General features: G+C 71.6%; 14 protein-coding genes and 1 tRNA gene. 4 read left to right on the top strand and 11 right to left on the bottom strand.

Going from position 1 to position 26078, the window contains the following annotated elements:
- Positions 1 to 5 precede the first annotated feature (5 nt).
- The 3 genes from KM933_RS31155 to KM933_RS31145 all read left to right on the top strand — a co-directional run bounded on the left by KM933_RS31155 (position 6) and on the right by KM933_RS31145 (position 6823).
- Entirely contained in the window at positions 6 to 4997 is a 4992-nt protein-coding gene (locus KM933_RS31155) for an ATP-dependent helicase (RefSeq protein ID WP_221358406.1), read from the top strand.
- A 140-nt stretch (positions 4998 to 5137) separates the two neighbouring features.
- On the top strand, positions 5138 to 5968 hold the full coding sequence (locus KM933_RS31150; RefSeq protein ID WP_221358404.1) for an Fpg/Nei family DNA glycosylase: 831 nt from the start codon (positions 5138 to 5140) through the stop codon (positions 5966 to 5968).
- A 90-nt stretch (positions 5969 to 6058) separates the two neighbouring features.
- Positions 6059 to 6823 carry an SDR family NAD(P)-dependent oxidoreductase gene (locus KM933_RS31145; protein ID WP_221358402.1) on the top strand — a complete coding sequence of 255 codons (765 nt, stop codon included), beginning with the start codon at positions 6059 to 6061 and terminating at the stop codon, positions 6821 to 6823.
- A gap of 98 nt (positions 6824 to 6921) precedes the next feature.
- Here the strand turns inward: KM933_RS31145 and KM933_RS31140 are convergent, their stop codons facing one another.
- From KM933_RS31140 to KM933_RS31100, 9 genes are all read right to left on the bottom strand, one after another.
- A complete protein-coding gene (locus tag KM933_RS31140; protein ID WP_260334425.1) occupies positions 6922 to 7161 on the bottom strand; it encodes a hypothetical protein in 240 nt (79 codons plus the stop codon).
- 403 nt (positions 7162 to 7564) lie between these two features.
- On the bottom strand, positions 7565 to 7939 hold the full coding sequence (locus tag KM933_RS31135) for a helix-turn-helix domain-containing protein (protein WP_221358392.1): 375 nt from the start codon (positions 7937 to 7939) through the stop codon (positions 7565 to 7567).
- Between the two features lie 109 nt (positions 7940 to 8048).
- Complete coding sequence (locus KM933_RS31130) at positions 8049 to 8594, bottom strand: CinA family protein (RefSeq protein ID WP_221358390.1); 546 nt, start codon at positions 8592 to 8594, stop codon at positions 8049 to 8051.
- Positions 8591 to 9514, bottom strand: a complete 924-nt coding sequence (gene pgsA, locus KM933_RS31125; protein WP_260334424.1) for a CDP-diacylglycerol--glycerol-3-phosphate 3-phosphatidyltransferase — start codon at positions 9512 to 9514, stop codon at positions 8591 to 8593. Before pgsA ends, KM933_RS31130 begins: the two co-directional genes overlap by 4 nt.
- Entirely contained in the window at positions 9511 to 10992 is a 1482-nt protein-coding gene (gene rimO / locus KM933_RS31120; protein ID WP_221358386.1) for a 30S ribosomal protein S12 methylthiotransferase RimO, read from the bottom strand. The genes pgsA and rimO overlap by 4 nt, the downstream gene beginning before the upstream one ends.
- A 139-nt stretch (positions 10993 to 11131) precedes the next feature.
- On the bottom strand, positions 11132 to 11989 hold the full coding sequence (locus KM933_RS31115; protein ID WP_221358385.1) for a helix-turn-helix domain-containing protein: 858 nt from the start codon (positions 11987 to 11989) through the stop codon (positions 11132 to 11134).
- Positions 11990 to 12262: 273 nt separating this feature from the next.
- Complete coding sequence (locus KM933_RS31110; RefSeq protein ID WP_221358384.1) at positions 12263 to 15040, bottom strand: FtsK/SpoIIIE family DNA translocase; 2778 nt, start codon at positions 15038 to 15040, stop codon at positions 12263 to 12265.
- 334 nt (positions 15041 to 15374) lie between these two features.
- On the bottom strand, positions 15375 to 16061 hold the full coding sequence (locus KM933_RS31105; protein WP_217459431.1) for a response regulator: 687 nt from the start codon (positions 16059 to 16061) through the stop codon (positions 15375 to 15377).
- Between the two features lie 387 nt (positions 16062 to 16448).
- Complete coding sequence (locus tag KM933_RS31100; RefSeq protein ID WP_221358383.1) at positions 16449 to 21941, bottom strand: HAMP domain-containing protein; 5493 nt, start codon at positions 21939 to 21941, stop codon at positions 16449 to 16451.
- Positions 21942 to 22258: 317 nt separating this feature from the next.
- Here KM933_RS31100 and KM933_RS31095 point away from each other — a divergent pair, with 317 nt between their 5' ends.
- Positions 22259 to 25006, top strand: a complete 2748-nt coding sequence (locus tag KM933_RS31095; RefSeq protein ID WP_221358382.1) for a SpoIIE family protein phosphatase — start codon at positions 22259 to 22261, stop codon at positions 25004 to 25006.
- A gap of 49 nt (positions 25007 to 25055) precedes the next feature.
- Here KM933_RS31095 and KM933_RS31090 read toward each other — a convergent pair.
- Both KM933_RS31090 and KM933_RS31085 read right to left on the bottom strand, forming a co-directional pair.
- Positions 25056 to 25128, bottom strand: a tRNA-Thr gene (locus KM933_RS31090).
- A gap of 124 nt (positions 25129 to 25252) precedes the next feature.
- A complete protein-coding gene (locus KM933_RS31085) occupies positions 25253 to 25915 on the bottom strand; it encodes a DegT/DnrJ/EryC1/StrS family aminotransferase (protein WP_221358459.1) in 663 nt (220 codons plus the stop codon).
- Positions 25916 to 26078 lie beyond the last annotated feature (163 nt).

Raw genomic sequence — 26078 nt, 5'->3', positions numbered from 1 at the left:
GACGCATGGTCAGCTCCGCGCAACGAGCCCTGAACGGCTTCTCCCCGGCGACCCGCGCCTGGTTCACGGGGGCCTTCTCCGCGCCCACCGAGGCCCAGTCCGGCGCGTGGCAGGCCATCGCCGAGGGATCGGACGTGCTGGTGGTCGCCCCGACCGGCTCCGGCAAGACCCTGGCCGCGTTCCTCGCCGCGCTGGACCAGCTGGCCTCGACACCACCGCCGGCCGACCCCAAGAAGCGCTGCCGCGTCCTGTACGTGTCCCCGCTGAAGGCCCTCGCGGTCGACGTCGAGCGCAACCTCCGCAGCCCTCTGACCGGCATCCGCCAGGAGTCGGTGCGCCTGGGCCTGCCCGAGCCGGAGGTGAAGGTCGGGATCCGCTCCGGCGACACCCCGGCCGCCGAGCGCCGCACACTGGCCGTCCGCCCGCCGGACATCCTGATCACGACTCCGGAGTCGCTGTTCCTGATGCTCACGTCGGCCGCGCGCGACGCGCTGACCGGCATCGAGACGGTGATCCTGGACGAGGTACACGCGGTGGCGGGCACGAAGCGCGGCGCCCACCTCGCCCTGACCCTGGAGCGGCTCGACGAGCTGCTGGCGAGGCCGGCGCGGCGGATCGGCCTCTCCGCCACCGTCCGCCCGGTGGACGAGGTCGCCCGCTACCTCTCCCCGCAGCGCAAGGTGGAGATCGTCCAGCCCCCGTCCGGCAAGGAGTTCGACCTCTCCGTGGTCGTGCCCGTCGAGGACCTGGCCGAGCTGGGCGGCTCCCCCGCGGCCGACTCCGGCGAGGGCGCGGAGAAGCCCTCCATCTGGCCTCACGTCGAGGAGCGGATCGCCGACCTCGTCCAGTCCCACCGCTCGACGATCGTCTTCGCCAACTCCCGCCGCCTCGCGGAGCGTCTCTGCAACCGGCTCAACGAGATCGCGTACGAGAGGGCCACCGGCGAGTCCCTGGAGGAGCACCACTCCCCGGCCGAGCTGATGGGCGGCTCGGGCACGGCCCGGGGCGCCCCGACGGTCATCGCCCGCGCCCACCACGGCTCGGTCTCCAAGGAGCAGCGCGCCCTGGTCGAGGAGGACCTGAAGGCGGGCCGCCTGCCCGCGGTGGTGGCCACCTCCAGTCTCGAGCTCGGCATCGACATGGGTGCGGTGGACCTCGTCGTCCAGGTCGAGTCCCCGCCCTCCGTGGCCTCCGGCCTCCAGCGTGTCGGCCGCGCGGGCCATCAGGTCGGGGCGGTCTCCACGGGTGTGGTCTTCCCCAAGTACCGGGGCGACCTCGTCCAGGCCGCCGTCGTCACCGAGCGGATGCGCACCGGCTCCATCGAGTCCCTGCGGGTGCCCGCCAACCCGCTGGACGTGCTGGCCCAGCAGATCGTCGCGATGACGGCGCTGGACAGCTGGCAGTTCGACGACCTGCTCGCCACGGTCCGCCGGGCCGCGCCGTTCGCCGCACTGCCCGAGTCCGCGTTCACGGCGGTGCTCGACATGCTCGCCGGCCGCTATCCGTCGGACGCCTTCGCCGAGTTGCGGCCGCGCGTGGTCTGGGACCGCGTCGCCGGTACGGTCACGGGCCGTCCCGGTGCGCAGCGCCTCGCCGTCACCTCCGGGGGCACGATCCCGGACCGCGGCCTCTTCGGGGTGTTCCTCGCCGGCTCCGACCCCAAGAAGGGTGGCGGCCGGGTCGGCGAGCTCGACGAGGAGATGGTCTACGAGTCCCGGGTCGGCGACGTCTTCACCCTGGGCACCAGTTCCTGGCGCATCGAGGACATCACCCGCGACCGTGTCCTCGTCTCCCCCGCGCCCGGTGTGCCGGGCAGGCTGCCGTTCTGGAAGGGCGACCAGCTCGGCCGCCCGCTGGAACTGGGGCGCGCGCTCGGCGCGTTCCTCCGCGAGGTCGGTTCGCTGCCCCGGGACGACGCCCGGCTGCGGCTCCTCGCCGCGGGCCTGGACGCCTGGGCCGCGGACAACGTCCTGTCGTACCTGGCCGAGCAGCGCGAGGCCTGCGGGCACGTCCCGGACGACCGCACCATCGTCGTCGAGCGGTTCCGCGACGAGCTGGGCGACTGGCGGGTCGTCGTGCACTCCCCCTTCGGCGCCCAGGTCCACGCCCCCTGGGCGCTCGCGCTCGGCGCCCGCCTGTCCGAGCGGTACGGGATGGACGCGCAGGTCATGCACGCCGACGACGGCATCGTGCTGCGCCTGCCGGACGCCGACCTGATGGGCCTGGACCTGCTCGACCAGGAACCCTCCGGGCCGGGCGCGGAGTACGACTCCGAGCAGGCCCCCGTGGGCGCGGCGGACGTCGCGTTCGACAAGGGCGAGGTCAACCAGATCGTCACGGACCAGGTCGGCGGTTCGGCCCTGTTCGCGTCCCGCTTCCGCGAGTGCGCGGCCCGCGCCCTGCTGCTGCCGCGCCGCAGCCCCGGCAAGCGCACCCCGCTGTGGCAGCAGCGCCAGCGCGCCGCCCAGCTGCTCCAGGTGGCCAGCGAGTTCGGTTCCTTCCCGATCGTCCTGGAGGCGGTTCGCGAATGCCTCCAGGACGTCTTCGACGTCCCCGGCCTCGTCGAGCTGATGGGCGACCTGGAGTCCCGCAAGGTGCGGCTCGTCGAGGTCACGACACCCGAGCCGTCCCCCTTCGCCCGTTCCCTGCTCTTCGGTTACGTCGCCCAGTTCCTGTACGAGGGCGACTCGCCCCTGGCCGAGCGGCGTGCCGCGGCCCTGTCGCTGGACTCGCGCCTGCTGGCCGAGCTCCTCGGCCAGGCGGAGCTGCGCGAGCTGCTGGACGCCGACGTCCTCACCGAGCTGGAGAGCGAGCTGCAGTGGCTCGCCGAGGACCGCCGGATCAAGGACGTCGAGGGCGTCGCGGACCGGCTGCGGATGCTGGGTCCGCTCACCGACGCCGAACTGGCCGAGCGCGGGGCCGAGCCGGCCTGGGCCCGTGAGCTGGCCGCGTCCCGCCGGGCCATCCAGGTGCGGATCGCCGGGACCGGCCACTGGGCGACGATCGAGGACGCGGGCCGGCTGCGTGACGCGCTCGGTACCGCACTGCCCGTCGGCGTACCCGAAGCCTTCACCGAGCCGGTCAAGGATCCGCTCGGTGATCTCCTCGCCCGGTACGCGCGCACGCACGGCCCGTTCACCTCGGCCGCCGCGGCGGCACGCTTCGGCCTCGGCACCGCGGTCACCGAGGGCGCCCTGCAACGGCTCTCGGCGAGCGGCCGGATCGTGCAGGGCGAGTTCCATCCGGCGGGGATCGGGCAGGAGTGGTGCGACGCGGCGGTGCTGCGCAGACTGCGGCGCCGCTCGCTCGCCGCGCTGCGCCACGAGCTGGAGCCGGTACCACCCGCCGCACTGGCGCAGTTCCTGCCGCAGTGGCAGCACCTGGGCAGCGGGCACGGGCTGCGCGGCATCGACGGTCTCGTGCGCGCCGTCGAACAGCTGCAGGGCGCGTCGGTGCCCGCGTCCGCGCTGGAGAAGCTCGTCCTGCCGTCCCGCCTCGCGCACTACGCTCCCGCGATGCTCGACGAGCTGACCGCCGCCGGGGAGGTCGTCTGGGCGGGCGCCGGCTCACTGCCCGGCAAGGACGGCTGGGTCTCCCTCTACCTGGCCGACGCGGCGCCGCTCCTCCTGCCTCCTCCGCATCCCCTGGAGCTGACCGCCCTCCACCGGTCGGTCCTGGACGCCCTCTCCGGCGGCTACGGCCTCTTCTTCCGCCAGATCACCGACCAGGTCCGCGCCACCACGCATCCGGAAGCCACCGACTCCCAGCTGGCCGACGCCATCTGGGACCTCGCGTGGTCGGGTCGCCTGACGAACGACACACTGGGTCCGATGCGTTCCCTCCTGGGTTCGGGACGCACCGCGGGGTCCACCGCGCACCGCGCGAAGCGCACGGTGCCCCGCGGCCGGTACGGAAGCCTGACGGCCGCCGCCCGCCCCACCTCGCGCACGGGCCCGCCGACCGTCGCGGGCCGCTGGTCGCTGCTCCCCGAGCGCGAGCCCGATGCCACGGTGCGCGCCCACGCCCTGGCCCGTACCCTGCTCGACCGGCACGGCGTGGTCACCCGCGGCGCGGTCGCCGCGGAGGGTGTGGAGGGCGGCTTCTCCGCCGTCTACCGCATCCTGTCCGTCTTCGAGGAGAGCGGTCAGGCCCGCCGGGGCTATGTGGTGGAGGGACTCGGAGCCGCGCAGTTCGCGATGGACGGCGCCGTGGACCGGCTGCGGGCGGCGGCCACCGCCCGCGAACGGGGTGAGGCCCTGCCCGACCCCGCGTTCGCGGATGTCCCGGCGCTCGGCCACTCGGGCGCGTACCCGCCGAGTCCCTTCGACGGCCCCGCCGGGCACCCGGACCCTTTCGCCGACGACGGAGCCCTCCCGTCCGCCGACACCCGGAGACCGGACGACGACCCGTACTCCCTGCGCACCGGCTCCGGACGGTCCTTCGGCAGCGGCACCCCGGCATCCGGCCCGCCCGGCGCCCAGACATCCGGCCCGCCCGGTTCAGCGGGTTCCGGCAGGGGGTACGCGCCGCCCTTCGCCGACTCGCCCCGTACGGCTCCGCAGGCGTTCCCGGGAGGCCCCGGCTCCCGTACGCGCGCGGGCGACGCGAACCGCGCCGTCGTCCTGGCCGCCGCCGATCCCGCCAACGCCTACGGCGCGGCGCTCCCCTGGCCCGAGCCCCCGACCGGCGCGGGCCACAAAGCGGGCCGCAAGGCGGGCTCCCTGGTCGTGCTGGTGGACGGCGAGCTGACCCTCTACATGGAGCGCGGCGGCAAGACACTCCTGGCCTGGCCGTCCGCACCGGACGAGACGCCCCTGCACGACGCGCGCCTGCGCACGGCGGCCGAGGCCCTGGCCGCGGCCGCCCGCGCGGGATCCCTCGGCACGGTCACCGTCGAGCGGGTCAACGGCGCGTCCGCGCTGACGTCCGAGTTCGGCACCCTCCTGGAGGGAGCCGGTTTCCACGCGACCCCCCGCGGATTGCGCCTGCGCGCGTAGGGCACCCGTCTCCCGACACCGCACCGCCCCCTGCCCCACCGGCCCGCTTCGACCGGTCACCCGCCCGGCCCGCCCGGTCCGGGGGCGTCCGCCCGGACCGGGCGGACGCCCCCGCCCCCTGCCACCCTGGATCGCATGTCATGCCCGAAGGAGACACCGTCTGGCAGGCCGCCCGGCGCCTGCACACCGCCCTCGCGGGCCACGTTCTCACCCGCTCCGACCTCCGGGTCCCCAAATACGCCCTGACCGACCTCACCGGGCGCACGGTCCTGGACGTAGTCTCCCGCGGCAAGCACCTGCTCACCCGCGTCGAGGGCGACCTCACGCTGCACTCGCACCTGCGCATGGACGGTTCCTGGAAGATCTACGCCCCCGGCGAGCGCTGGCGCGGCGGCCCGGGGCACCAGATCCGCGCGATCCTCGGCACCGAGGAGCGCACCGCCGTCGGCTACCGGCTGCCCGTCCTGGAGCTGCTCCGCACCGGTGACGAGGACCGCGCGGTCGGCCACCTCGGTCCCGATCTCCTGGGCCCCGACTGGGACCCCGGCACGGCCCTGGCGAACCTGCGGCGCGACCCGGACCGGGCCCTCGGCGAAGCCCTCCTGGACCAGCGCAATCTCGCGGGCATCGGCAACGTCTACAAGAGCGAGCTCTGCTTCCTGCTGCGCGTCACCCCGTGGCTGCCCGCCGGCCGGCTCCCCGACGAGTACGCCACCCACTTGATGACGCTCGCCGAGAAGCTCCTGGACGCCAACCGCGAGCGCCCCGAGCGCACCACGACCGGCCGCCGTGACCAGAACCTGTTCGTGTACGGCCGCGCGGGCCGTCCCTGCCTGCGCTGCGGCACCCGGATCCGCGTGGCGAACCAGGGCGACGGCTCGCGCGAGCGCCCCACGTACTGGTGCCCCACCTGCCAGCCGGGACCGGCCCCGCGGCCCGCCCCGTCCTCCCGGCCGGGCCGCACCCGGTGACGATCCCGTCACCACGACGACAACACCCAGCCCGCACCCAGTCCGCACCCATAATTGACGACCCGTCAGAAATTCTCGTACGGTTCCTGCATGCCCGTCATGGCGTACGACCTCACCGGACGCACCGCGTTCGTCACCGGCGCGGCGAGCGGCATCGGCCGTGCCAGCGCCGTGCTGCTCGCGGAGGCGGGTGCGACCGTGCACTGCGCGGACCGGGACGGGCAGGGCCTCGACGGGACGGCCGCCCTGATCGAGGACAGGGGCGGCAGGGCCCGCACCCACCTCCTCGACGTCACCGACCGGGTCCGGCTCGGTGAGGCGGTCGCGGCCTGTGCACGCCTGGACGTCATGGCCGCCGTCGCCGGGATCATGCACAGCAGCCCCGTCCTGGAGACCCGGGACGAGGACCTCGACCGGGTCCTGGCGGTCAACTTCAAAGGCGTCCTCCACTCGTGCCAGGAGGCGGCCCGCTCCATGCTGGCTTCCGGGACGCGCGGCAGCATCGTCACCATGGCCTCGGGAGCCGTCGACACCGGCGGACCGGGGCTGCTCTGCTACGGAGCCGCGAAGGCGGCGGTCGTACAGCTGACGAAGACCCTGGCGACCGAGATGGGCCCGCACGGCATCCGCGTCAACGCGGTCGCGCCGGGCTGGATCCGCACGCCGATGACCGAGCGTCCCGACGACGGGACCCGGACGCACACGGAGGCTCTCATGGCGCGGATGTCACCACTGGGCCGGGTCGGTGACCCCGTGGACATCGCCCATGCGGTCCTGCACCTCGCCTCCGACGCCTCCGCGTTCACCACGGGCCAGATCCTCCGCCCCAACGGCGGCGTGGCGATGCCCTGGTAGCACGCCGGGACGCACACCCCGCAGCTCTGCACCGCACACGCCCCCACACGTCCGGCTGCGCCCCTGCCCGCGCCCCCGCCTGCACCAGCAGCCCTCACTCACGCCCTCTCCACGCCGACGGGCTCCCCCGTCCCCATCATCCGCGCCCCCCTCGCACCCCGTCTCTTGGGCACACAGTGCACCGGCAGCACACTCAGCCCCCACCCGGCGGCCGCGACCGCGCCTTCCAGCACGCCCGCGTCGGCGGCGAACGCCAGGCGCATCGCCGCCCACCACCACAGCCCTCCGGCCCCCAGGGCCAGCCCCCACTTGCCTATTCGCCCCATCCGCCCCGTCATGGCACCGCCTCCAGCCCGACGCTAGACCGCCGTTTTCCCCCTCGACAGGGCGCACCGGCACGACAGGAGCGCACCAGGCGCACCAACGGCTCACACCGCCCTGCGGTGCGCCCGAGCCAGGAGCGGCGCAGGGAGCCGGTGGGGCACTACCCGCTGCCCGCGCCGGACACGGTCCTCGGATCGGCATCGGGCAACGAGCCCTTCACGACGTACATCGGTGTCCTCCGGTCGGCAGCGCCCCCGGCCTCGTCCCCCGCCCCTCCACCATCACCGCCCCGGGCCGTACCGGCAAACGCGAGAACCCCGGCCTCGCTCCCCGGATCTCCCCGGGGAACCCCGGCCGGGGTTCGCTCACGACTCTTCCCTGTTCACCGGCCGGCTCGTAAACACCGGCCCGTGAGCGTCATGCGGCGACGACGTCGACCGCCTCCGCGGGGGCCTTGATGGTCACCCGCTCCGGCGGCACACCGCTCACCGAGACGGAGTTGAGCATCGGTCGTACCGGTGTGGGTACGGGCTCGGTGGCCGCCGCCGACCGGGCCAGTTCGGCGAGTGCGAGTTCGTCACTCACTTCCCGCATGAGTTCGGACATCCGTACGTCCAGCGCGTCGCAGATCGCGGAAAGCAGCTCGGAGGAAGCCTCCTTCTGCCCCCGCTCCACCTCGGAAAGATAGCCGAGTGAAACTCGGGCGGACGAGGAGACTTCGCGCAGAGTACGGCCCTGGCGCTGGCGCTGCCGACGCAGCACGTCACCAAGCAGGCGACGGAGCAGAATCATCGGTGGCTCCCTCCTCGGACCGCGTAGCCGCATCCTTCACGCCCCACCGTACCGCCTTGCGCCGCGGCCGTGCGGGGAGCGATGTCGTGTTCACTCAGGGCTGCAAACATCAAAACCCCCCGTTCTGTTCCGTATCCTGTGCCCGCTCATTCCCAGGGTGTTCGCCCGCAAGCCGCTCCAGAAGCAGTGCGAGCACGCTCCGTACACTCTCTCTACGGATTTCCGTCCGGGAGCCGTTCAACCGCAGCGCCGACACTTTCCCGCCATCAGCGCTTTCATACGTCGCCGCGGAGGGTCCGTCCACGGCGACGAAAACCGTACCGACCGGCTGCCCGTCCTGGGGGTCCGGCCCCGCGACCCCGGTGGTCGAAATTCCCCAGTCCGCGCCGAGCACCCTGCGGACGCCGGCCGCCATCTCCGCCGCGACCTGCGGATCCACCGCTCCGTGCCGGTCCAGCAGACCGCCGTCGACCCCCAGTACATCGCGTTTGAGGTCGGTGGCGTACGCGGTCACCGAGCCGCGGAAGGCCCGGGAGGCACCGGGCACCGACGCGAGCTCCGCGGCCACCAGACCGCCGGTCAACGACTCGGCGACGGCCAGGGTCTCGCCCCTCACGGTGAGTAGTCTCAGCACTTCAGCAGCGGTGGACGTCACGCTTCCGCCCTTCCGGCGGCGGCCTTCCGCTCCGCCAGTCCCCGGCGCCGCAGCACAATGGCCTGTCTCACGTAGTCGGCTCCGGTGAGGACGGTCAGGGCGACCGCCGCCGCCATCACCCAGAACCGCAGGGTCGCCAGCGGCCCCGTCAGCGCCAGGACGTACATCCCGACGGCCACACCCTGCGTGAGCGTCTTCAGCTTGCCGCCGCGGCTGGCGGGGATCACGCCGTAGCGGATCACCAGGAAGCGCAGGAAGGTGATCCCGAACTCACGTCCGAGGATCACCGCGGTCACCCACCACGGCAGGTCGCCGAGCGAGGAGAGGCAGATCAGCGCCGCTCCCATGATGGCCTTGTCGGCGATCGGGTCGGCGATCTTCCCGAAGTCGGTGACGAGGTCGTACGTACGGGCGAGATGGCCGTCGAAGATGTCCGTGATCATGGCGACGGCGAAGGCGGCCCAGGCCCAGGCCCGCCATACGGGGTCGTAGCCCCCGTCGGCCAGCATCAGCGCCACGAAGCCCGGCACGAGGACGAGCCGGAGCATGGTGAGCAGGTTGGCGACGTTCCACAGGCTGGCCTGGTTGACGGCCGCGGCGCCCAGCTTGCCGCCGGGCGGCGTCTTCGGGCCCTGGACACCGGCGGCACCCGTACCGGCGGCTCCGGCGTCGGCCGCGGCCGTACCGGAGGAACCACCGGAGACTGCGGCACCAGGAACCGCCACGTCAGGAACCGCCACGTCAGGGACCGCGGCACCGGGGACTCCGGTGCCGGGGGCTCCCTTGCCAGGGTTTCCCGTGCCGGCGGCCGCCGGACCAGAACGTCCCGGACCTGCGGTCCCCGTACCGGGAGCACCCGCGGCACCGCGGGTGCCGGGTACACCGGGGCTGCCCGCCGCGGATGCCGGGACTCCGGTCATCTGGCCGCCTCCTCAGTACACACGAGCGAGCCCGGGAGCGGCTCGGCCACCAGGTCGACACCTTCCGTACCGACCACCTTCGCCTCGACCATACGGCCGACGGTCAGTCCTTCGCCGCTCGTGAACAGCACCTGGCCGTCGGTCTCGGGCGCCTGGTGCGCGGCGCGGCCGTACGCGGCCCCGTCCCCGGCGGCCGAGCCGGTGGACTCGACCAGCACCTCCAGGGTCTCGCCGACGCGCTCCTCGGCCCGCTGCGAGACCAGTTCCTCCGCGAGCCGGGACACGCGTGCGAGGCGCTCGGCGACGACGTCCTCGTCCAGCTTGTTCCCGTACGTCGCCGCCTCGGTGCCGTCCTCGTCGGAATATCCGAAGACCCCGATGGCGTCCAGGCGTGCGGCGCTCAGGAAGCGCTCCAGCTCGGCCAGGTCGTCCGCGCTCTCGCCGGGGAAGCCCACGATGAAGTTGGACCGGACCCCTGCCTGCGGGGCCTTGGAGCGGATCGTGTCGAGGAGCGTCAGGAACTGGTCGGTGTTCCCGAAGCGGCGCATCGCGCGCAGCACCCCGTGCGCGGAGTGCTGGAAGGACAGGTCGAAGTAGGGGGCGATCTTCGGCGTGGAGGTCAGCACGTCGATGAGGCCGGGCCGCATCTCGGCGGGCTGCAGGTAGCTGACGCGCACCCGCTCGATGCCGTCGACCTCGGCGAGTTCGGGCAGCAGCGTCTCCAGGAGGCGGATGTCGCCCAGGTCCTTGCCGTACGAGGTGTTGTTCTCGGAGACCAGCATGATCTCCTTCACGCCCTGCTCGGCGAGCCAGCGCGTCTCGCCCAGTACGTCGCTGGGGCGCCGTGAGATGAAGGAGCCGCGGAAGGACGGGATGGCGCAGAAGGAGCAGCGTCGGTCACAGCCGGAGGCGAGCTTCACGGAGGCCACCGGGGAGCCGTCCAGCCGCCGGCGCAGAGGCGCGCGGGGGCCCGACTCGGGGGCGAGCCCTTCGGGGAGGTCGGCGGGGCCGTGTCCCGGCAGGGCGACCCCGGCTCCGGCGTCCTGCCGCTCGGCGGGGCTGATCGGCAGCAGCTTGCGCCGGTCGCGCGGGGTGTGGGCGGCGTGGATCCCGCCGTTCAGGATGGTCTGGAGCCGGTCGGAGATGTCGGCGTAGTCGTCGAAGCCGAGCACGCCGTCGGCCTCGGGCAGGGCCTCGGCCAGTTCCTTGCCGTACCGCTCGGCCATGCAGCCGACGGCGACCACCGCCTGGGTTCTGCCGTGGCCCTTGAGGTCGTTGGCCTCCAGGAGGGCGTCGACGGAGTCCTTCTTGGCGGCCTCGACGAAGCCACAGGTGTTGACGACGGCGACGTCCGCGTTCTCGGCGTCCTCCACGAGGTGCCAGCCGTCCGCCTCCAAGCGGCCTGCGAGCTCCTCCGAGTCCACCTCGTTACGGGCGCAGCCAAGGGTGACGAGTGCGACGGTACGGCGTTCAGGCATGGGCTCAAGACTACTTCGTCCCGCCGACGGCCCACGTCGACGGGGTTGGCCGATCCCGGCCGACCCCGGCCGCGGGCGCCCGGAGGACCGGGCGGGGGTGTGCGGGCACCCGCCGGAACGTGCCGGTGCGGCGCTCGGCTCAGCCGACCTCGGGGTCGCCCTTCGTGTACGTGAGGCGCTCGACCTGTCCTGACTGGAACTCGTCGTCGATCTTCTTGCCGTTCACGTACAGCTGGATGGCGCCCGCGTCGCCGAGGACGAGGTCGATCTTCTCCTTGTCCTGGAAGGTCTTGGAGTCGCCCTGTTCCAGCAGGCCGTCGAAGAGCAGCCGTCCGTTGTGGTCCTTGGCCGAGATCCAGCTGCGGCCGTCGGGGGCGCTGACCTGGACGGTGACCTTGTCCTGCGGAGCGGCCGCGATGGCGCTGTCGGACGGATCGGTCTTCGGGGCGTCCGGCTCGGCCGCCGGCTTCGTCCTGTCGGGCTTGCCGGCCGTGGGGGTGGACCCCTCGGCGACCTGCGTCGTCCTTCCGTCGCCGTCGTCGCCGCTGAACAGCGTGAAGCCGACGAAGCCGATCACGGCCACGATCGCCGCGACCATCGCCGCGGTCCAGTTGGGACCCCGGCGTTCGGGCCGGATCCGCTCGGCCTCGAACATGGGCGCCGCGGGGGTCGGTGCCGGACGGCCGCCGTGGTCGGCGTCGTAGCGCGCGAGCAGCGGGGCCGGGTCGATCTCGACGGCGCGGGCGAGCGTCCTGATGTGGCCGCGCGCGTAGACGTCACCGCCGCACGGACCGAAGTCGTCCTGCTCGATCGCGTGCACGATGGCGATACGGACCCGGGTGGCGTTACTGACGTCGTCGACCGTCAGCCCCGCCGCGATGCGCGCCTGTTGCAGGACACGGCCGACCGAGGGCTGGTCGTCCTCCACGGAGGGCCGCTCGTCCTGGGGGGAGTTGTCGTCGAAGAAGTGGTCGTCAGGGGAGTTGCCGATGGACACGGGGGCGCCTTTCGAGCGTCAAGCCACCTGTGCTGGGGGTTCAGTCTAGGGGGGGTACGAAAGGGTGGGGCAACCGGGCGGTGGGACTTTGTACGCCATCGGAATGGCCGGTCATCCTGATGATGGGACAAGGATCTGTCCTCTTGCACAACTTGACGTGCGGCGCGGGGAAACGGTTGCTCACCGTTTCCTCACGGGTGAGTCACGTTCGGATCACCCCGATGGCCCGATCTAAACATCCGATGACCCGAACGCCTTACGGACCCGTTCCCCCTACGGCTGGGCCTCCCCACGGATCACCGCGAGCACTCCGTCCAGTTCTTCGGCCTTCACCAGGACGTCACGCGCCTTGGAGCCCTCGCTGGGCCCGACGATGTTGCGGGACTCCATGAGGTCCATGAGCCGCCCGGCCTTGGCGAAGCCGACGCGCAGCTTGCGCTGGAGCATCGAGGTCGACCCGAACTGCGTGGAGACGACGAGTTCGGCTGCCTGGCACAGCAGGTCGAGATCGTCGCCGATGTCCTCGTCGATCTCCTTCTTCTGCTTGGTGCCCACGGTGACGTCGTCCCGGAAGACCGGCGCCATCTGGTCCTTGCAGTGCTGCACCACGGCGGCGACCTCGTCCTCGGTGACGAAGGCGCCCTGCATACGGGTGGGCTTGTTCGCGCCCATCGGCAGGAAGAGCCCGTCGCCCTTGCCGATCAGCTTCTCGGCGCCGGGCTGGTCGAGGATGACGCGGCTGTCGGCGAGCGAGGAGGTGGCGAAGGCGAGCCGGGACGGCACGTTCGCCTTGATCAGACCCGTGACGACGTCGACGGAGGGCCGCTGCGTGGCGAGCACCAGGTGGATGCCGGCCGCGCGCGCGAGCTGCGTGATGCGCACGATGGCGTCCTCCACGTCCCGCGGCGCGACCATCATCAGGTCGGCGAGCTCGTCCACGATCACCAGCAGGTACGGGTACGGGGACAGCTCGCGCTCACTGCCCTCGGGCAGCTTGACCTTGCCCTTGCGGATGGCGTCGTTGAAGTCGTCGATGTGCCGGTACCCGAAGGCCGCCAGGTCGTCGTAGCGCAGGTCCATCTCGCGCACGACCCACTGCAGCGCCTCGGCGGCCCGCTTCGGGTTGGTGATGATGGGCGTGATCAGGTGCGGGATGCCCTCGTACGCGGTCAGCTCGACGCGCTTGGGGTCGACCAGGACCATCCGCACGTCCTCGGGGGTGGCCCGCACCATGATCGACGTGATCAGGCAGTTGATGCACGAGGACTTTCCGGAACCGGTCGCTCCGGCCACCAGGACGTGCGGCATCTTCGCGAGGTTGGCCATCACGTAGCCGCCCTCGACGTCCTTGCCGAGCGCGACCAGCATCGGGTGCTCGTCCTCCGCGGCGGCGGCCAGACGCAGCACGTCACCGAGGTTGACCATCTCGCGGTCGGTGTTGGGGATCTCGATGCCGACCGCGGACTTGCCGGGGATCGGGCTGATGATCCGCACGTCCGGACTGGCGACGGCGTACGCGATGTTCTTGGCGAGCGCCGTGATCCGCTCGACCTTCACGGCGGGACCCAGTTCGACCTCGTACCGCGTGACCGTCGGCCCCCGGGTGAAGCCGGTGACGGCCGCGTCGACCTTGAACTGGCTGAAGACGGTGGTCAGCGACGCGACGATGAGGTCGTTGGCGGCGCTGCGCGACTTCCCCGGGCCCCCGCGCTCCAGGAGGTCCAGCGACGGCAGCGCGTACGTGATGTCGCCGGAGAGCTGGAGCTGCTCGGCCCGGGCCGGGAGCTCCCGGGGCGCGTCGGGGACCGGCTTGGTCAGGTCGGCGACCTCGGACTGCAGCTTCTCCTGCTTGGGCCGGGCGCTCCTGGTCCGTGCGGCGGGCACCGGTGCCGGTCCCCCGCCCGGGGCCGAACCCCCGGCGCCTTCGTGGTCTTCGTAGCCTTCACGGTCCTCGCGGTCGGTGGCGACGCCCTGCGTCAGGTCGGCCACCAGCGGCGAGGGCGGCATCCCGTTCATCACGGCACCGTCGAGTGCCGCGGCGGCCGCCGCCGCCACGTCGAACGCGTCCTTGGGCCGGTCGATCGCGGGCTGCCGCACGGCGGGGCGCCTGCGGCGGCCGCGGCGCGCGGTGAGCGCCTCCTGCTCGGCGTCGTCCGGGTCGTACTCCCCCGGCTCCGCGGGTCCCGTCCGGCGCCGACGGGGACCCGCGGGCAGCGCCTCGCGCCACTGCTCGTCGTAGCGCTCGTCGTCCTCGTCGTAGTGGTAGTCCTCCGGCCGCGGCTGCAGGACGCCGAGCCGGACGCACAGCAGCCGCAGCCGCTGCGGAATCGCGTTGACCGGCGTCGCGGTGACCACCAGCAGCCCGAACACCGTGAGCAGCACGAGGAGCGGCACGGCCAGCATGTCGCCCATCGTGTACGTCAGGGGGGTCGCGGCGCCCCAGCCGATGAGCCCGCCCGCGTCCCTTATCGCCTGCATGCCGTCGCTGCGCGCGGGCGCCCCGCAGGCGATGTGGACCTGGCCCAGGACACCGACGGCGAGCGCGGACAGGCCGATGACGATGCGTCCGTTGGCCTCGGGCTTCTCGGGATGCCGGATGAGCCGGGCGGCGACGACCGCCAGCAGTATCGGCACGAGCAGGTCGAGCCGGCCGAAGGCGCCGGTCACCAGTGTCTCGACGAGGTCGCCCACCGGGCCACGGAGGCTGGACCAGGTCCCGGCGGCGGTGATCAGCGTGAGGCCGATCAGCAGGAGTGCCACACCGTCCTTGCGGTGCGCCGGATCGAGTCCCTGCGCGCCGCGCCCTATGCCGCGGAACACGGCGCCGACGGTGTGCGCGACACCGAGCCACAGGGCCCGTACGAGCCTGTAGACGCCTCCTGACGGGCTGGGCGCCGGCCTCGGGGGCGCGGCCCTCCTGACTGCGGCCTTCTTCGCGGGGGCCCTTCGCGCGGGCGCCTTCTTCGCGGGGGCCCTCCTCGCCACAGCCTTCGTCGGAGCGGCCGCCTTCTTCGCGGGCGTCTTCTTGGCTGCGGGCTGACGTGAGGCCATGGGTGTGAGGTTACCGGTGGAGACCACTGTGGACACGTGTGCCCACAGCTTCACCCGTTCGTGTCGCGCATCCGAGGTGCCGAATTGACACCGCCTCGACGCCGATCCGGGCCCGCGGCAACGCCGTTCGGCTTGCGAACACCGCGTCCCGGCTTGCGCATGCCGCGTCGGACGCGCGGAGACCGGGCTGCCCGAGACGGCCGGCCCGGTCAACTCACCGGTCGTGCGACGGAGTCCGAGCCGTCGTCGGCCGGCACCGCCCGCACGCCTCGCGGCCCGGTCCCGGGCCGGACACCGGATCCGGACCGGGCGAAGCGCCGGTTCCGGGCCGGTCTCAGTTCTGCGAGGGCAGCGAGGCCGCCCCGCTCCCCGTGCCCGGCTCCAGCGCGTCGAGCGCCCGGCGCAACCCCGTGAGTTTGCGTTCGAGATGGGCGGCGGTGGCCACCGCCGCCGCGTCCGCCGAGTCGTCGTCCAGCTGTTTGGAGAGCGCCTCGGCCTGCTCCTCGACGGCCGCGAGGCGCGCGGACAGTTCGGCGAGGAGCCCGGCCGGCTCCTTGCTGTCGCCGAGCGCCGCCTTGCCGCCCCCGCCCTCCAGCTGGAGGCGCAGCAGCGCCGCCTGCTCCCGGAGTTGGCAGTTCTTCATGTAGAGCTCGACGAACACCGAGACCTTCGCCCGCAGCACCCACGGGTCGAACGGCTTGGAGATGTAGTCCACCGCACCCGCCGCGTACCCCCGGAAGGTGTGGTGCGGGCCGTGGTTGATCGCGGTGAGGAAGATGATCGGGATGTCCCGTGTCCGCTCTCGCCTCTTGATGTGCGCGGCGGTCTCGAAACCGTCCATACCCGGCATCTGGACGTCCAGCAGAATGACCGCGAAGTCGTCAGTGAGCAGCGCTTTGAGCGCTTCCTCCCCGGAAGATGCCCGAACCAGTGTCTGATCGAGCGCAGAGAGGATGGCCTCCAGCGCCAGCAGATTCTCCGGCCGGTCATCGACCAGGAGGATCTTGGCCTTCTGCACCATGGCCCGCCCTCCTCGTCCCGGCAGTGCACCGGGGGCCGCCCCAGGGGACGGCATCTGAGCGCCGCCCGTCCTTGTGCCGGTCATGGTAGCCGCACCCCGCCCGTCGCCACACCCTGTCACCGCGATGTCACTGTGCACGTAGCAGAAACGTAGCGGGAGACCAGAAGGTTCCCCGAATCCCGGGTTTCCACACGGCTTCGGGCACAGTCAGTCAGCAAGCCGGTACGCCGGCCCGGCGCCCGAGCACCCGTGCACGCGACCGCCACACCCCGCCACCCCGCCACCCGATCATCCCGGCCGACCACGGGCGGACGTCACCGGCCGACCGGACGTCACCGGCCGGTCGCGCGCCGCCGTCCGCCCGGCCGGGACCCGCTCACCGTCCGCTCACCGCCCGCCGTCCCGCATCCACTGCTCCATCACCGACAGCAGGTGGTCGGGGTCGACCGGCTTGGTCACGTAGTCGGAGGCTCCCGACTCGATGGCCTTCTCCCGGTCGCCCTTCATCGCCTTGGCGGTGAGGGCGATGATCGGCAGTCCGGAGAACTGGGGCATCCTGCGGATCGCCGTCGTGGTCGCGTACCCGTCCATCTCGGGCATCATGATGTCCATCAGGACGACCGTCACATCATCGTGCTGCTCCAGGACCTCGATGCCCTCGCGGCCGTTCTCGGCGTACAGCACCGACAGGCCGTGCTGCTCCAGGACGCTGGTGAGCGCGAACACGTTGCGGATGTCGTCGTCGACGATCAGCACCTTCTCGCCCTCGAAGCGGAAGGCGGCGCGCGGCCGTGCGGCCGGCTCCTCGTCGCCCGCGCTCCAGGACTCCGGGGCGGGCGTCTGGGGTCCCGGCAGCGCGGGCCGCTGCTCGGCCGCGGGGACCGCCCTGCGGCGCCGCCTGAAGAGCGCGGCGGTCCCGTTCTGGACCTCCTGGTAGGGCAGGGCCTCGGCGGGTGTCTGCGTCCGGGCCCCGGCCTCGTCCTCCGTGCCCGCCGGCGGTGCCCCGTTCTCCAGGGACGGGGAGAGCTGCGGGTAGCCCTGCGGCGGGAGCTCGCTCGGGTGCAGCGGCAGGTACAGGGTGAACGTGGAGCCGCGTCCCGGTTCGCTCTGCGCGTGGATCTCGCCGCCCAGCAGCCGCGCGATCTCCCGCGAGATGGACAGTCCCAGGCCCGTACCGCCGTACTTGCGGCTCGTCGTGCCGTCCGCCTGCTTGAACGCCTCGAAGATCACCCGCATCTTGCTGGCCGCGATGCCGATGCCCGTGTCGGTCACGGAGAACGCGATCAGATCGGCGTCCGCGTCCCGCAGCGAGCCCGCCTCCAGCAACTGCTCCCGGATGGCGACCGGCACCTCCGCGCCCGCGGGCCTGATGACCAGTTCGACCGCGCCCGTGTCGGTGAACTTCACCGCGTTCGAGAGCAGGTTGCGCAGGACCTGGAGGAGCCGCTGCTCGTCCGTGTGCAGGGTGGCCGGCAGCTCCGGCGACACCCGTACGGAGAAGTCGAGGCCCTTCTCCGCCGTCAGCGGGCGGAACGTGGCCTCCACGTAGTCGACGAGCTGGACCAGGGCGATACGCGTCGGCGACACGTCCATCTTGCCCGCCTCGACCTTCGACAGGTCGAGGATGTCGTTGATCAGCTGGAGCAGGTCGGAACCCGCCCCGTGGATCGTCTCGGCGAACTCGACCTGCTTGGGGGTGAGGTTGGAGTCCGCGTTGTCCGCGAGCAGCTTGGCGAGGATCAGCAGCGAGTTCAACGGTGTCCGCAGCTCGTGGGACATGTTGGCCAGGAACTCGCTCTTGTAGCGCATGGAGACAGCGAGTTGCTCGGCGCGCTCCTCCAGGACCTGCCGCGCCTCCTCGATCTCGGTGTTCTTGACCTCGATGTCGCGGTTCTGCTGCGCCAGCAGCTCGGCCTTCTCCTCCAGCTCGGCGTTGGACTCCTGGAGGGCCTTCTGCCGGTTCTCCAGCTCCGCCGACCGCTCCCGCAGCTGCTCGGTCAGCTCCTGCGACTGCTTGAGCAGCACCTCGGTCTTGGTGTTGACCGCGATGGTGTTGACGCTCGTCGCGATCATCTCGGCGATCTGGCTGAGGAAGTCCTTCTGGATCTGCGTGAACGAGTGGAACGACGCCAGCTCGATCACCCCGAGCACGGTCGCCTCGAAGAGCACCGGCAACACGATGACATGGGCCGGGGGCGCCTCCCCCAGACCGGAGGCGATCTTCAGGTACCCCGGCGGCACGTTCTCCACCAGGATCGTGCGCTTCTCCTTGGCGGCCGTTCCGATCAGCGTCTCACCGGGCCGGAACGACGTCGGCATGGAGCCCATCGAGTACCCGTACGACCCGAGCATGCGCAGTTCGTACGAATCGTCGTGCGCGGCGCCCACGTCCTTGCCGTCGTCCAGCGGCATCGCGAGGAAGAACGCCCCGTGCTGCGCGGAGACCACCGGCGTCAGCTCGCTCATGATGAGCGAGGCCACGTCGGCGAGGTCGCGGCGGCCCTGCATCAGGCCGGAGATCCGGGCGAGGTTGCCCTTCAGCCAGTCCTGCTCCTTGTTGGCGATGGTGGTGTCGCGCAGGTTCGCGATCATCTTGTTGATGTAGTCCTGGAGCTCCTGGATCTCGCCGGAGGCGTCCACGTCGATCTTCAGGTTGAGGTCGCCGCGGGTCACGGCGGTCGCCACGCGCGCGATGGCGCGCACCTGCCGGGTCAGGTTCCCGGCCATCTCGTTCACCGACTCGGTGAGGTCGCGCCAGGTGCCGTCCACGTCGCGCACCCGCGCCTGGCCGCCCAGCTGGCCCTCGGTGCCCACCTCGCGGGCGACCCGGGTCACCTCCTCGGCGAACGACGACAGCTGGTCGACCATCGTGTTGATGGTGGTCTTCAGCTCCAGGATCTCGCCGCGCGCGTCGATGTCGATCTTCTTGGTCAGGTCGCCCTTGGCGATGGCCGTGGTGACCATCGCGATGTTGCGCACCTGCCCGGTCAGATTGGACGCCATGCCGTTCACGGACTCGGTGAGGTCCTTCCAGGTACCGGACACGCCCGGTACGCGCGCCTGGCCGCCGAGGATGCCGTCGGTGCCCACCTCGCGGGCCACCTTGGTGACCTGGTCGGCGAACGAACTCAGCGTCTTCACCATGGTGTTGAACGTGTCGGCGAGCTGCGCGACCTCGCCGCGCGCCTCGATCGTCACCGTCCTCGTCAGGTCGCCGTTGGCGACGGCCGCCGCGACCTGGGAGATGTTGCGCACCTGCACGGTCAGGTTGTTGGCCATCAGGTTGACGTTGTCGGTGAGGTCCTTCCAGATGCCCGTGACACCCGACGCGTGCGCCTGGCCGCCCAGGATGCCCTCGGTGCCCACCTCGCGAGCCACCCGGGTGACCTGCTCGGCGAACGACGACAGCTGGTCCACCATCGTGTTGACGGTGGTGACGAGTTCGAGGATCTCGCCCTTCGCGTCGACGGTGATCTTCTTCGACAGGTCGCCCTTGGCGACGGCCGTCGTGACCTCGGCGATGTTGCGCACCTGGATCGTCAGGTTGTTCGCCATGAAGTTCACGGACTGCGTGAGGTCCTTCCAGGTGCCGGAGACACCCTGCACCTCGGCCTGACCGCCGAGGATGCCCTCGGTGCCCACCTCGCGGGCCACCCGGGTGACCTGCTCGGCGAAGTTCGACAGCTGGTCCACCATCGTGTTGAGGGTGTTCTTCAGCTCCAGGATCTCGCCGCGCGCGTCCACGTCGATCTTCTGCGACAGGTCGCCGCGCGCCACCGCCGTGGCGACCTGCGCGATGTTGCGCACCTGGGCGGTGAGGTTGCCCGCCATGCCGTTCACCGAGTCGGTCAGGTCGCGCCACACCCCCGCGACGCCCGGTACCTGCGCCTGCCCGCCCAGCCGGCCGTCGGTGCCCACCTCGCGGGCCACCCGGGTCACCTGCTCGGCGAAGGCGCTGAGCTGGTCGACCATGGTGTTGATGGTGTTCTTCAGTTCGAGGATCTCGCCGCGCGCGTCCACCTCGATCTTCTGCGACAGGTCGCCGCGCGCCACCGCCGTCGTCACCTGGGCGATCTGCCGCACCTGGGACGTGAGGTTGCCCGCCATGAAGTTGACGGAGTCGGTGAGGTCCTTCCACGTACCGGACACGCCGTCCACGCGCGCCTGGCCGCCGAGCCGGCCCTCCGTGCCCACGTCCCGCGCCATCCGCGTCACCTGGTCGGCGAAGGACGACAGCTGGTCCACCATCGTGTTGACGGTGTTCTTCAGCGCGAGCATCTCACCGGAGACGTCCACGGTGACCTTCTGCGACAGGTCGCCGTTGGCCACCGCCGTCGTCACCTGCGCGATGTTCCTCACCTGTCCGGTGAGATTCCGGAACGCCGTGTTGACGGAGTCGGTGAGGTCCTTCCACGTCCCGGCCGCGCCCGGCACCTGCGCCTGCCCGCCCAGCTCGCCCTCGACGCCGACCTCCCGCGCCACCCGGGTGACCTCGGCGCCGAAGCTCGACAGCTGGTCCACCATCGTGTTGACGGTGTTCTTCAGCTCCAGCATCTCGCCGGCGACCTCGACACTGACCTTCTGCGACAGGTCGCCGTTGGCCACCGCGGTGGTCACCGCGGCGATGTCCCGCACCTGGGTGGTGAGGTTGCGGAAGACCGTGTTCACCGAATCGGTGAGGTCCTTCCACGTCCCCGCCGCGCCCGGCACGTTCGCCTGCCCGCCGAGCCTGCCCTCGCCGCCGACCTCGTTGGCGACGCGGGTGACCTCGTCCGCGAACGTCCGCAGCGTCTCGGTCATCTGGTTGATCGTCTCGGCGAGCTGCGCGACCTCGCCGCGCGCGGAGACGGTGACCTTCCGTGACAGGTCGCCGTTGGCGACCGCCGTGGTGACCTGGGCGATGCCCCGCACCTGCGCGGTCAGATTGCCCGCCATGAGGTTCACCGAGTCGGTGAGGTCCTTCCACACACCGGCCACGCCGGGCACCTGCGCCTGGCCGCCCAGCTCGCCCTCGGTGCCCACCTCGCGTGCGACGCGCGTCACTTCGGAGGAGAACGAGGACAGCTGGTCCACCATCGTGTTGACGGTGTTCTTCAGCTCCAGCATCTCGCCGGCCACGTGGACCGTGACCTTCCGGGACAGATCACCCTTGGCGACCGCCGTCGTCACCAGCGCGATGTCGCGCACCTGCGCCGTCAGCCGGTACGCCATCGTGTTGACGGAGTCCGTGAGGTCCTTCCACGAACCGGACATGCCCCGCACCCGCGCCTGACCGCCCAGCTTGCCCTCGGTGCCGACCTCGCTGGCCACCCGCGTGACCTCGTCGGTGAACGTGGACAACTGGTCGACCAGGTTGTTGACCGTACGCCCGACCTTCAGGAACTCGCCGCGCAGCGGATGCCCGTTGCCGTCCGCCACGTGCGCCCGCAGTTCCATGCGCGGCGACAGATCGCCCTCCGCCACCGCGGACAGCACCCTGCCCACCTCGGAGACGGGCCGTACGAGATCGTCGACCAGCGCGTTGGACGCGTCGATCGCCGCCGCCCACGACCCCTCGCAGGCGCCCGTCTCCAGCCGCTCCGTGAGTTTTCCCTCACGCCCGACCATGCGCCGTACCCGCGACAGCTCTCCGGTCAGCTGCAGATTCCGGTCGCCGACCTCGTTGAAGACCGCGGCGATCTCGGCCATCACGCCGTCGCCGGACACCGTGAGCCGCTTGCGGAAGTTTCCGTCGCGCATCGCCACCAGGGCGGCGAGCAGCTTGTTCAGCGCCGCCGTCTCCACCTCGGTCGTGCCGTTGCGAGGTTTGCTCCGGTTACTCAGGGACTGTCCGCCTTTCGCGCGCGTCTTAGTGCCCCGCGTCGCTGCGCCAGACTCCACTGTGTCCCTCCCGCAAGGGTCGACCGTCACCGCTCGGTGTACTCGGGTACCGCTGCTCCACGTACCGGAAGGCACTCGTCCTGCCCGTACCTTCCCCATTGAGCCTGCCCAGTGTTTCACCATGGTTGAACCAGGCCATAACAGTTCGGCAGCTTCGCACACGGTCCGCACACCCTCCGGGCGTAAACACCGGCAACCGGCATCCGCGTGGACGGCGAAGGTAAGTAACCTTGCATGCGGCTGTCCAGCCACACCGGTCCTGCCGGCCTGGGCGGTGGCACGAGCACGAGCGGGCAGGCATCGGAGGGCACCGCACCATGACCACCGGACTGCATCCTGGGGGAGCACCCCAGGATCCCCGGCCGACCGGGAACCAGCTCCTGCCCCGGCAGGGGCAGGCCGGCCCCGGAGCCCCGCACGCCGACGACCGGACAAGGAGTTCTGTGATCACCGCGCGCGCGGCAGCCAGCTTCGCCCCCCTCGGGCGGTCCGTCGCGACCGCCCGGTCCTTCGTCCGCGACACCCTCCAGGGCTGGGGCTTCGCCGACATCGTCGACGACGCCGTGGTCCTCACCAGCGAGCTGGTCACCAACGCGGTGGTGCACGCCGGCACGGCCGCGGACGTCCTGTGCCTGCGCAGTGACGACGGCGTACGGATCGAGGTGGCGGACCATTATCCGGAACGTGAGATTCCACTCCAGGGGAACGCCCTCTCCATGGGCAACCCCGACCGCGAGGGCGGCCGCGGCCTCCAGCTCTGCGCCGCCCTGGCCGGCCGCTGGGGCGTCGAGTACACCCCCACCCGCAAGCAGGTCTGGTTCCAGCTGGAACTCCCCGAGCGCGCGGTCGGCACCCGCACCGCGGGTCCCTCGCTCCCCGCCCACCTGCTCCCCCTCGCCGACGGCCGCGTCCGCGTGGCGGTCGTCCAGATCGACCGCACCGGCGCCATCAACGCCTGGAACGAGGACGCCGAGGAACTCTTCGGCTACGGAGCCGAGCAGGTCATAGGAAAACCACTCACCGACCTCGCGGCCTGGCCGCACACCCCCGGCACCAGCACCGGCATCGCCGAGGCCCTCCGGCTCTCCCGCTGGGAGGGCAGCTACGGCCTGCGCGGCGCCAACGGCCGCGTCACCCCCGTCTACGCCTCGCACCTGCGCGTACGGGACACCGACGGCGAGCCCTCCACGGTCTGCCTCCTGGTGCGCGACCACGAACGGGCCGTCCTGCAGACCCCGTTGCGCGCCTCGGCCACCGACACCACCACCAGCTCCGAGGGACAGGCGTCGGACTCCTTCGAGGTCTTCATCGGCTCACCGGCCCCGGACGACCTCGACGGCCTCCTCCAGCGCACCGTGGAGCGCGCCCGCGACATGCTCGACGGCGACTCCGCCTTCCTGCTCCTGGCGACCGACGACGAGACGGAGCTGGAGGTACGCGCCTCCACCGGCCTCCCCTCCGCCCGCCAGCGCTTCGCCCGCGTCCCCGTGGAGGCGGGCACCGGCCGCTACGGCTCGGCCCGCATGCCGGCCGTGCACGACGACCTCACGGCCGTCCCCGGAGCCGTACCGCTGCTCAACGACACCGGGATGCGTTCGGTCGTCACGGTCCCCCTCAAGGTCGAGGGCCGGCTCACCGGCTCGCTCGGCGTAGCGGCCGAGTCACCGGGCCGCTACACGAACGAGGAGGCCCTGCGCCTCCAGTTCGCCGCCGACCGCATCGCACTCGCCGTCGAGTCGGCCCGCCTGGGGGAGCTGGAGCGCCTGCGCCGGGGCTCGCTGTCCTTCCTCGTCGAGGCATCTGACCTGCTCGCCGGCACGCTGGACCGCGACCAGACGCTGGCCCTGATGGCCCAGATGACGGTCCCGACCCTGGCCACCTGGTGCGCCGTCTACACGATCGCCGACCAGTCCTCGGATCCCTACCTCTCCTACGTCCTGCACGAGGACGAGGAACGCATCGACGGCCTCAAGGCCCTCCTGTCGAAGATCGCCCCTCCCGACCCGGTCCCCACCCCGGGCGCCCGGATCTGGGCCGCCCCCGCCGAGGCGGCCCACACGGCCGCCCTGCGCACCTCCATGCGCAGCCTCGGCCTGGGCGAGCCGGCCACGGTCAGCTCCGGCATCGGTACGACACTGGCGACGGCCGGTGCCGTCGGCGGCGAGACGGTCGTCCTCCCCCTGGTGGCCCGCAACCGCGTCATCGGCATGCTGACCCTCGGCAAGCCGACGGACGAGCACTTCCGCCAGGAAATACTGGAACTGGCCGAGGACCTGAGCCGCCGGGCCGCCCTCGCCCTGGACAACGCCCGCCTGTACTCCGAGCGCACGGCCATCAGCCAGTCACTCCAGCGCAGCCTCCTGCCTCCGGAACTCCCCGACATCGAGGGCGTGGAGGTCGAGGTCATCTACCGCGCGGCCGGCGAGGGCAACGAGGTGGGCGGCGACTTCTACGACCTCTTCCCCATCAGCGACGACGCCTACGGCTTCGCCATCGGGGACGTCTGCGGTACAGGCCCGGAGGCGGCCGCGGTCACCGGGCTCGCCCGGCACGCGCTGCGTCTGCTGGCCCGCGAGGGGTACAGCGGCCCCGCGGTCCTGGACCGCCTGAACTCAGCGATCCTCGACGAGGGTGCCCGCAGCCGCTTCCTGACCCTCCTGTACGGGGAGCTGTGGCCCCAGGAGGACGGCTCGGCGCTCCTGAAGGTGGTCTGCGCCGGCCACCCGCTCCCCCTGCGCCTCCGTCAGGACGGCACGGTGGAACCGGCGGCCGAACCCCAGCCGCTCCTCGGCGTCATGGACGACCTGGAATTGTACGAGCAGGAGGTGACGCTCGATCCGGGGGACGTCCTGCTGTGCGTGACGGACGGCGTCACCGAACGCCGCGAGGGCACCCGCATGCTGGGCGACGACGGCCTCGCGGACGTCCTCACCACCTGCACGGGTCTGACGGCCGGGGCGGTGGCCGCCCGCATCATGCGCGCGGTCGAGCGCTTCGCGAGCGACGCCCCGTCCGACGACATGGCCATTCTGGCGATGCGCGTCCCGGGCCTGCAAAAGGACTGACACACAGAGAAGGCCCCCGCCCTTTGAGGGCGGGGGCCTTCTCTTTCCGAGCCCCCAAACGGAATCGAACCGTTGACCTTCTCCTTACCATGGAGACGCTCTACCGACTGAGCTATAGGGGCCTGTTGCTCTTTGGGGTCTCCCCCGCGGCAACGGAACAGAGCATACCCCGAACGGCGGTGTGCTCCCAACCGCATCCGAACAATCAGAAACCGTCAGGAGCCGCCAGGAGCTGCAAGGAAAGCGCTAGAAGGCAGGCTGGAGCAGCCCGCCGAGAGCGTTGCACGCGGACACGATCCGCTGCATCTCCCGCTTGGTCAACGAGGCGTCCACGGGCAGCGCCAGCGTCTCGTCCGCGGCGCGCTCGGTCTCCGGCAGGCAGACATCGCGCCGGAAGGCGGGCATCCGGTGCACGGGCGTCTTCACCGGCACCCGGCACTCGACGCCCCTGGCCCGTACGGCCCGCGCGAAGGCATCCCGGTCCGGCCGCCCGTTCCCCGGCACCCGCACGACGTACTGCTGGTACGTATGGCCCGCACCGCGCTCAGGTGTCCGTACGCCCCGCAGCCGCCCGTCGAGATGGCGCGCGTGTGCCCTGCGCTCCTCGATCTCGGCGTGCGGCGCCTCGGACTCGCCCTGCTCCAGCACGAGCAGTCCGCGGCGCTGGCCGATGTCCCACAGACGGGGCATGTCGGCGAGCCGCCCGAAGCGGTGCACGGCCACCACGGCGGCCGTCCGCGGCCCGACAGCCGCCTCCACCTCGGTCGCATCGAGGCAGTAGGTGCCCGGGTCTATGTCCACGAATACCGGCAATGCGCCGGCCAGGGTCACCGCTTCGGCGACCTCGGCGTTCCCGAACGCCGGCACGATGACCTCGTCACCAACTCCGACACCCGCGGCCCTGAGCATTGCAGTAGTACTCATGCCGATGATGTTGGTGGCGCAACGTGAACTTCAAGTGACGCACAACAAAAAAGAGCTGGTCCCCGAACCGAAGTTCGGGGACCAGCTCTGTCAAAAATTGTTCGGCGGCGTCCTACTCTCCCACAGGGTCCCCCCTGCAGTACCATCG

Source organism: Streptomyces beigongshangae, from assembly GCF_019710745.1.
GTDB lineage: Bacteria > Actinomycetota > Actinomycetes > Streptomycetales > Streptomycetaceae > Streptomyces > Streptomyces beigongshangae.
The sequence above is the reverse complement of the archived record's forward strand: the minus strand, read 5'-3'. Positions and strand labels throughout refer to the sequence as shown.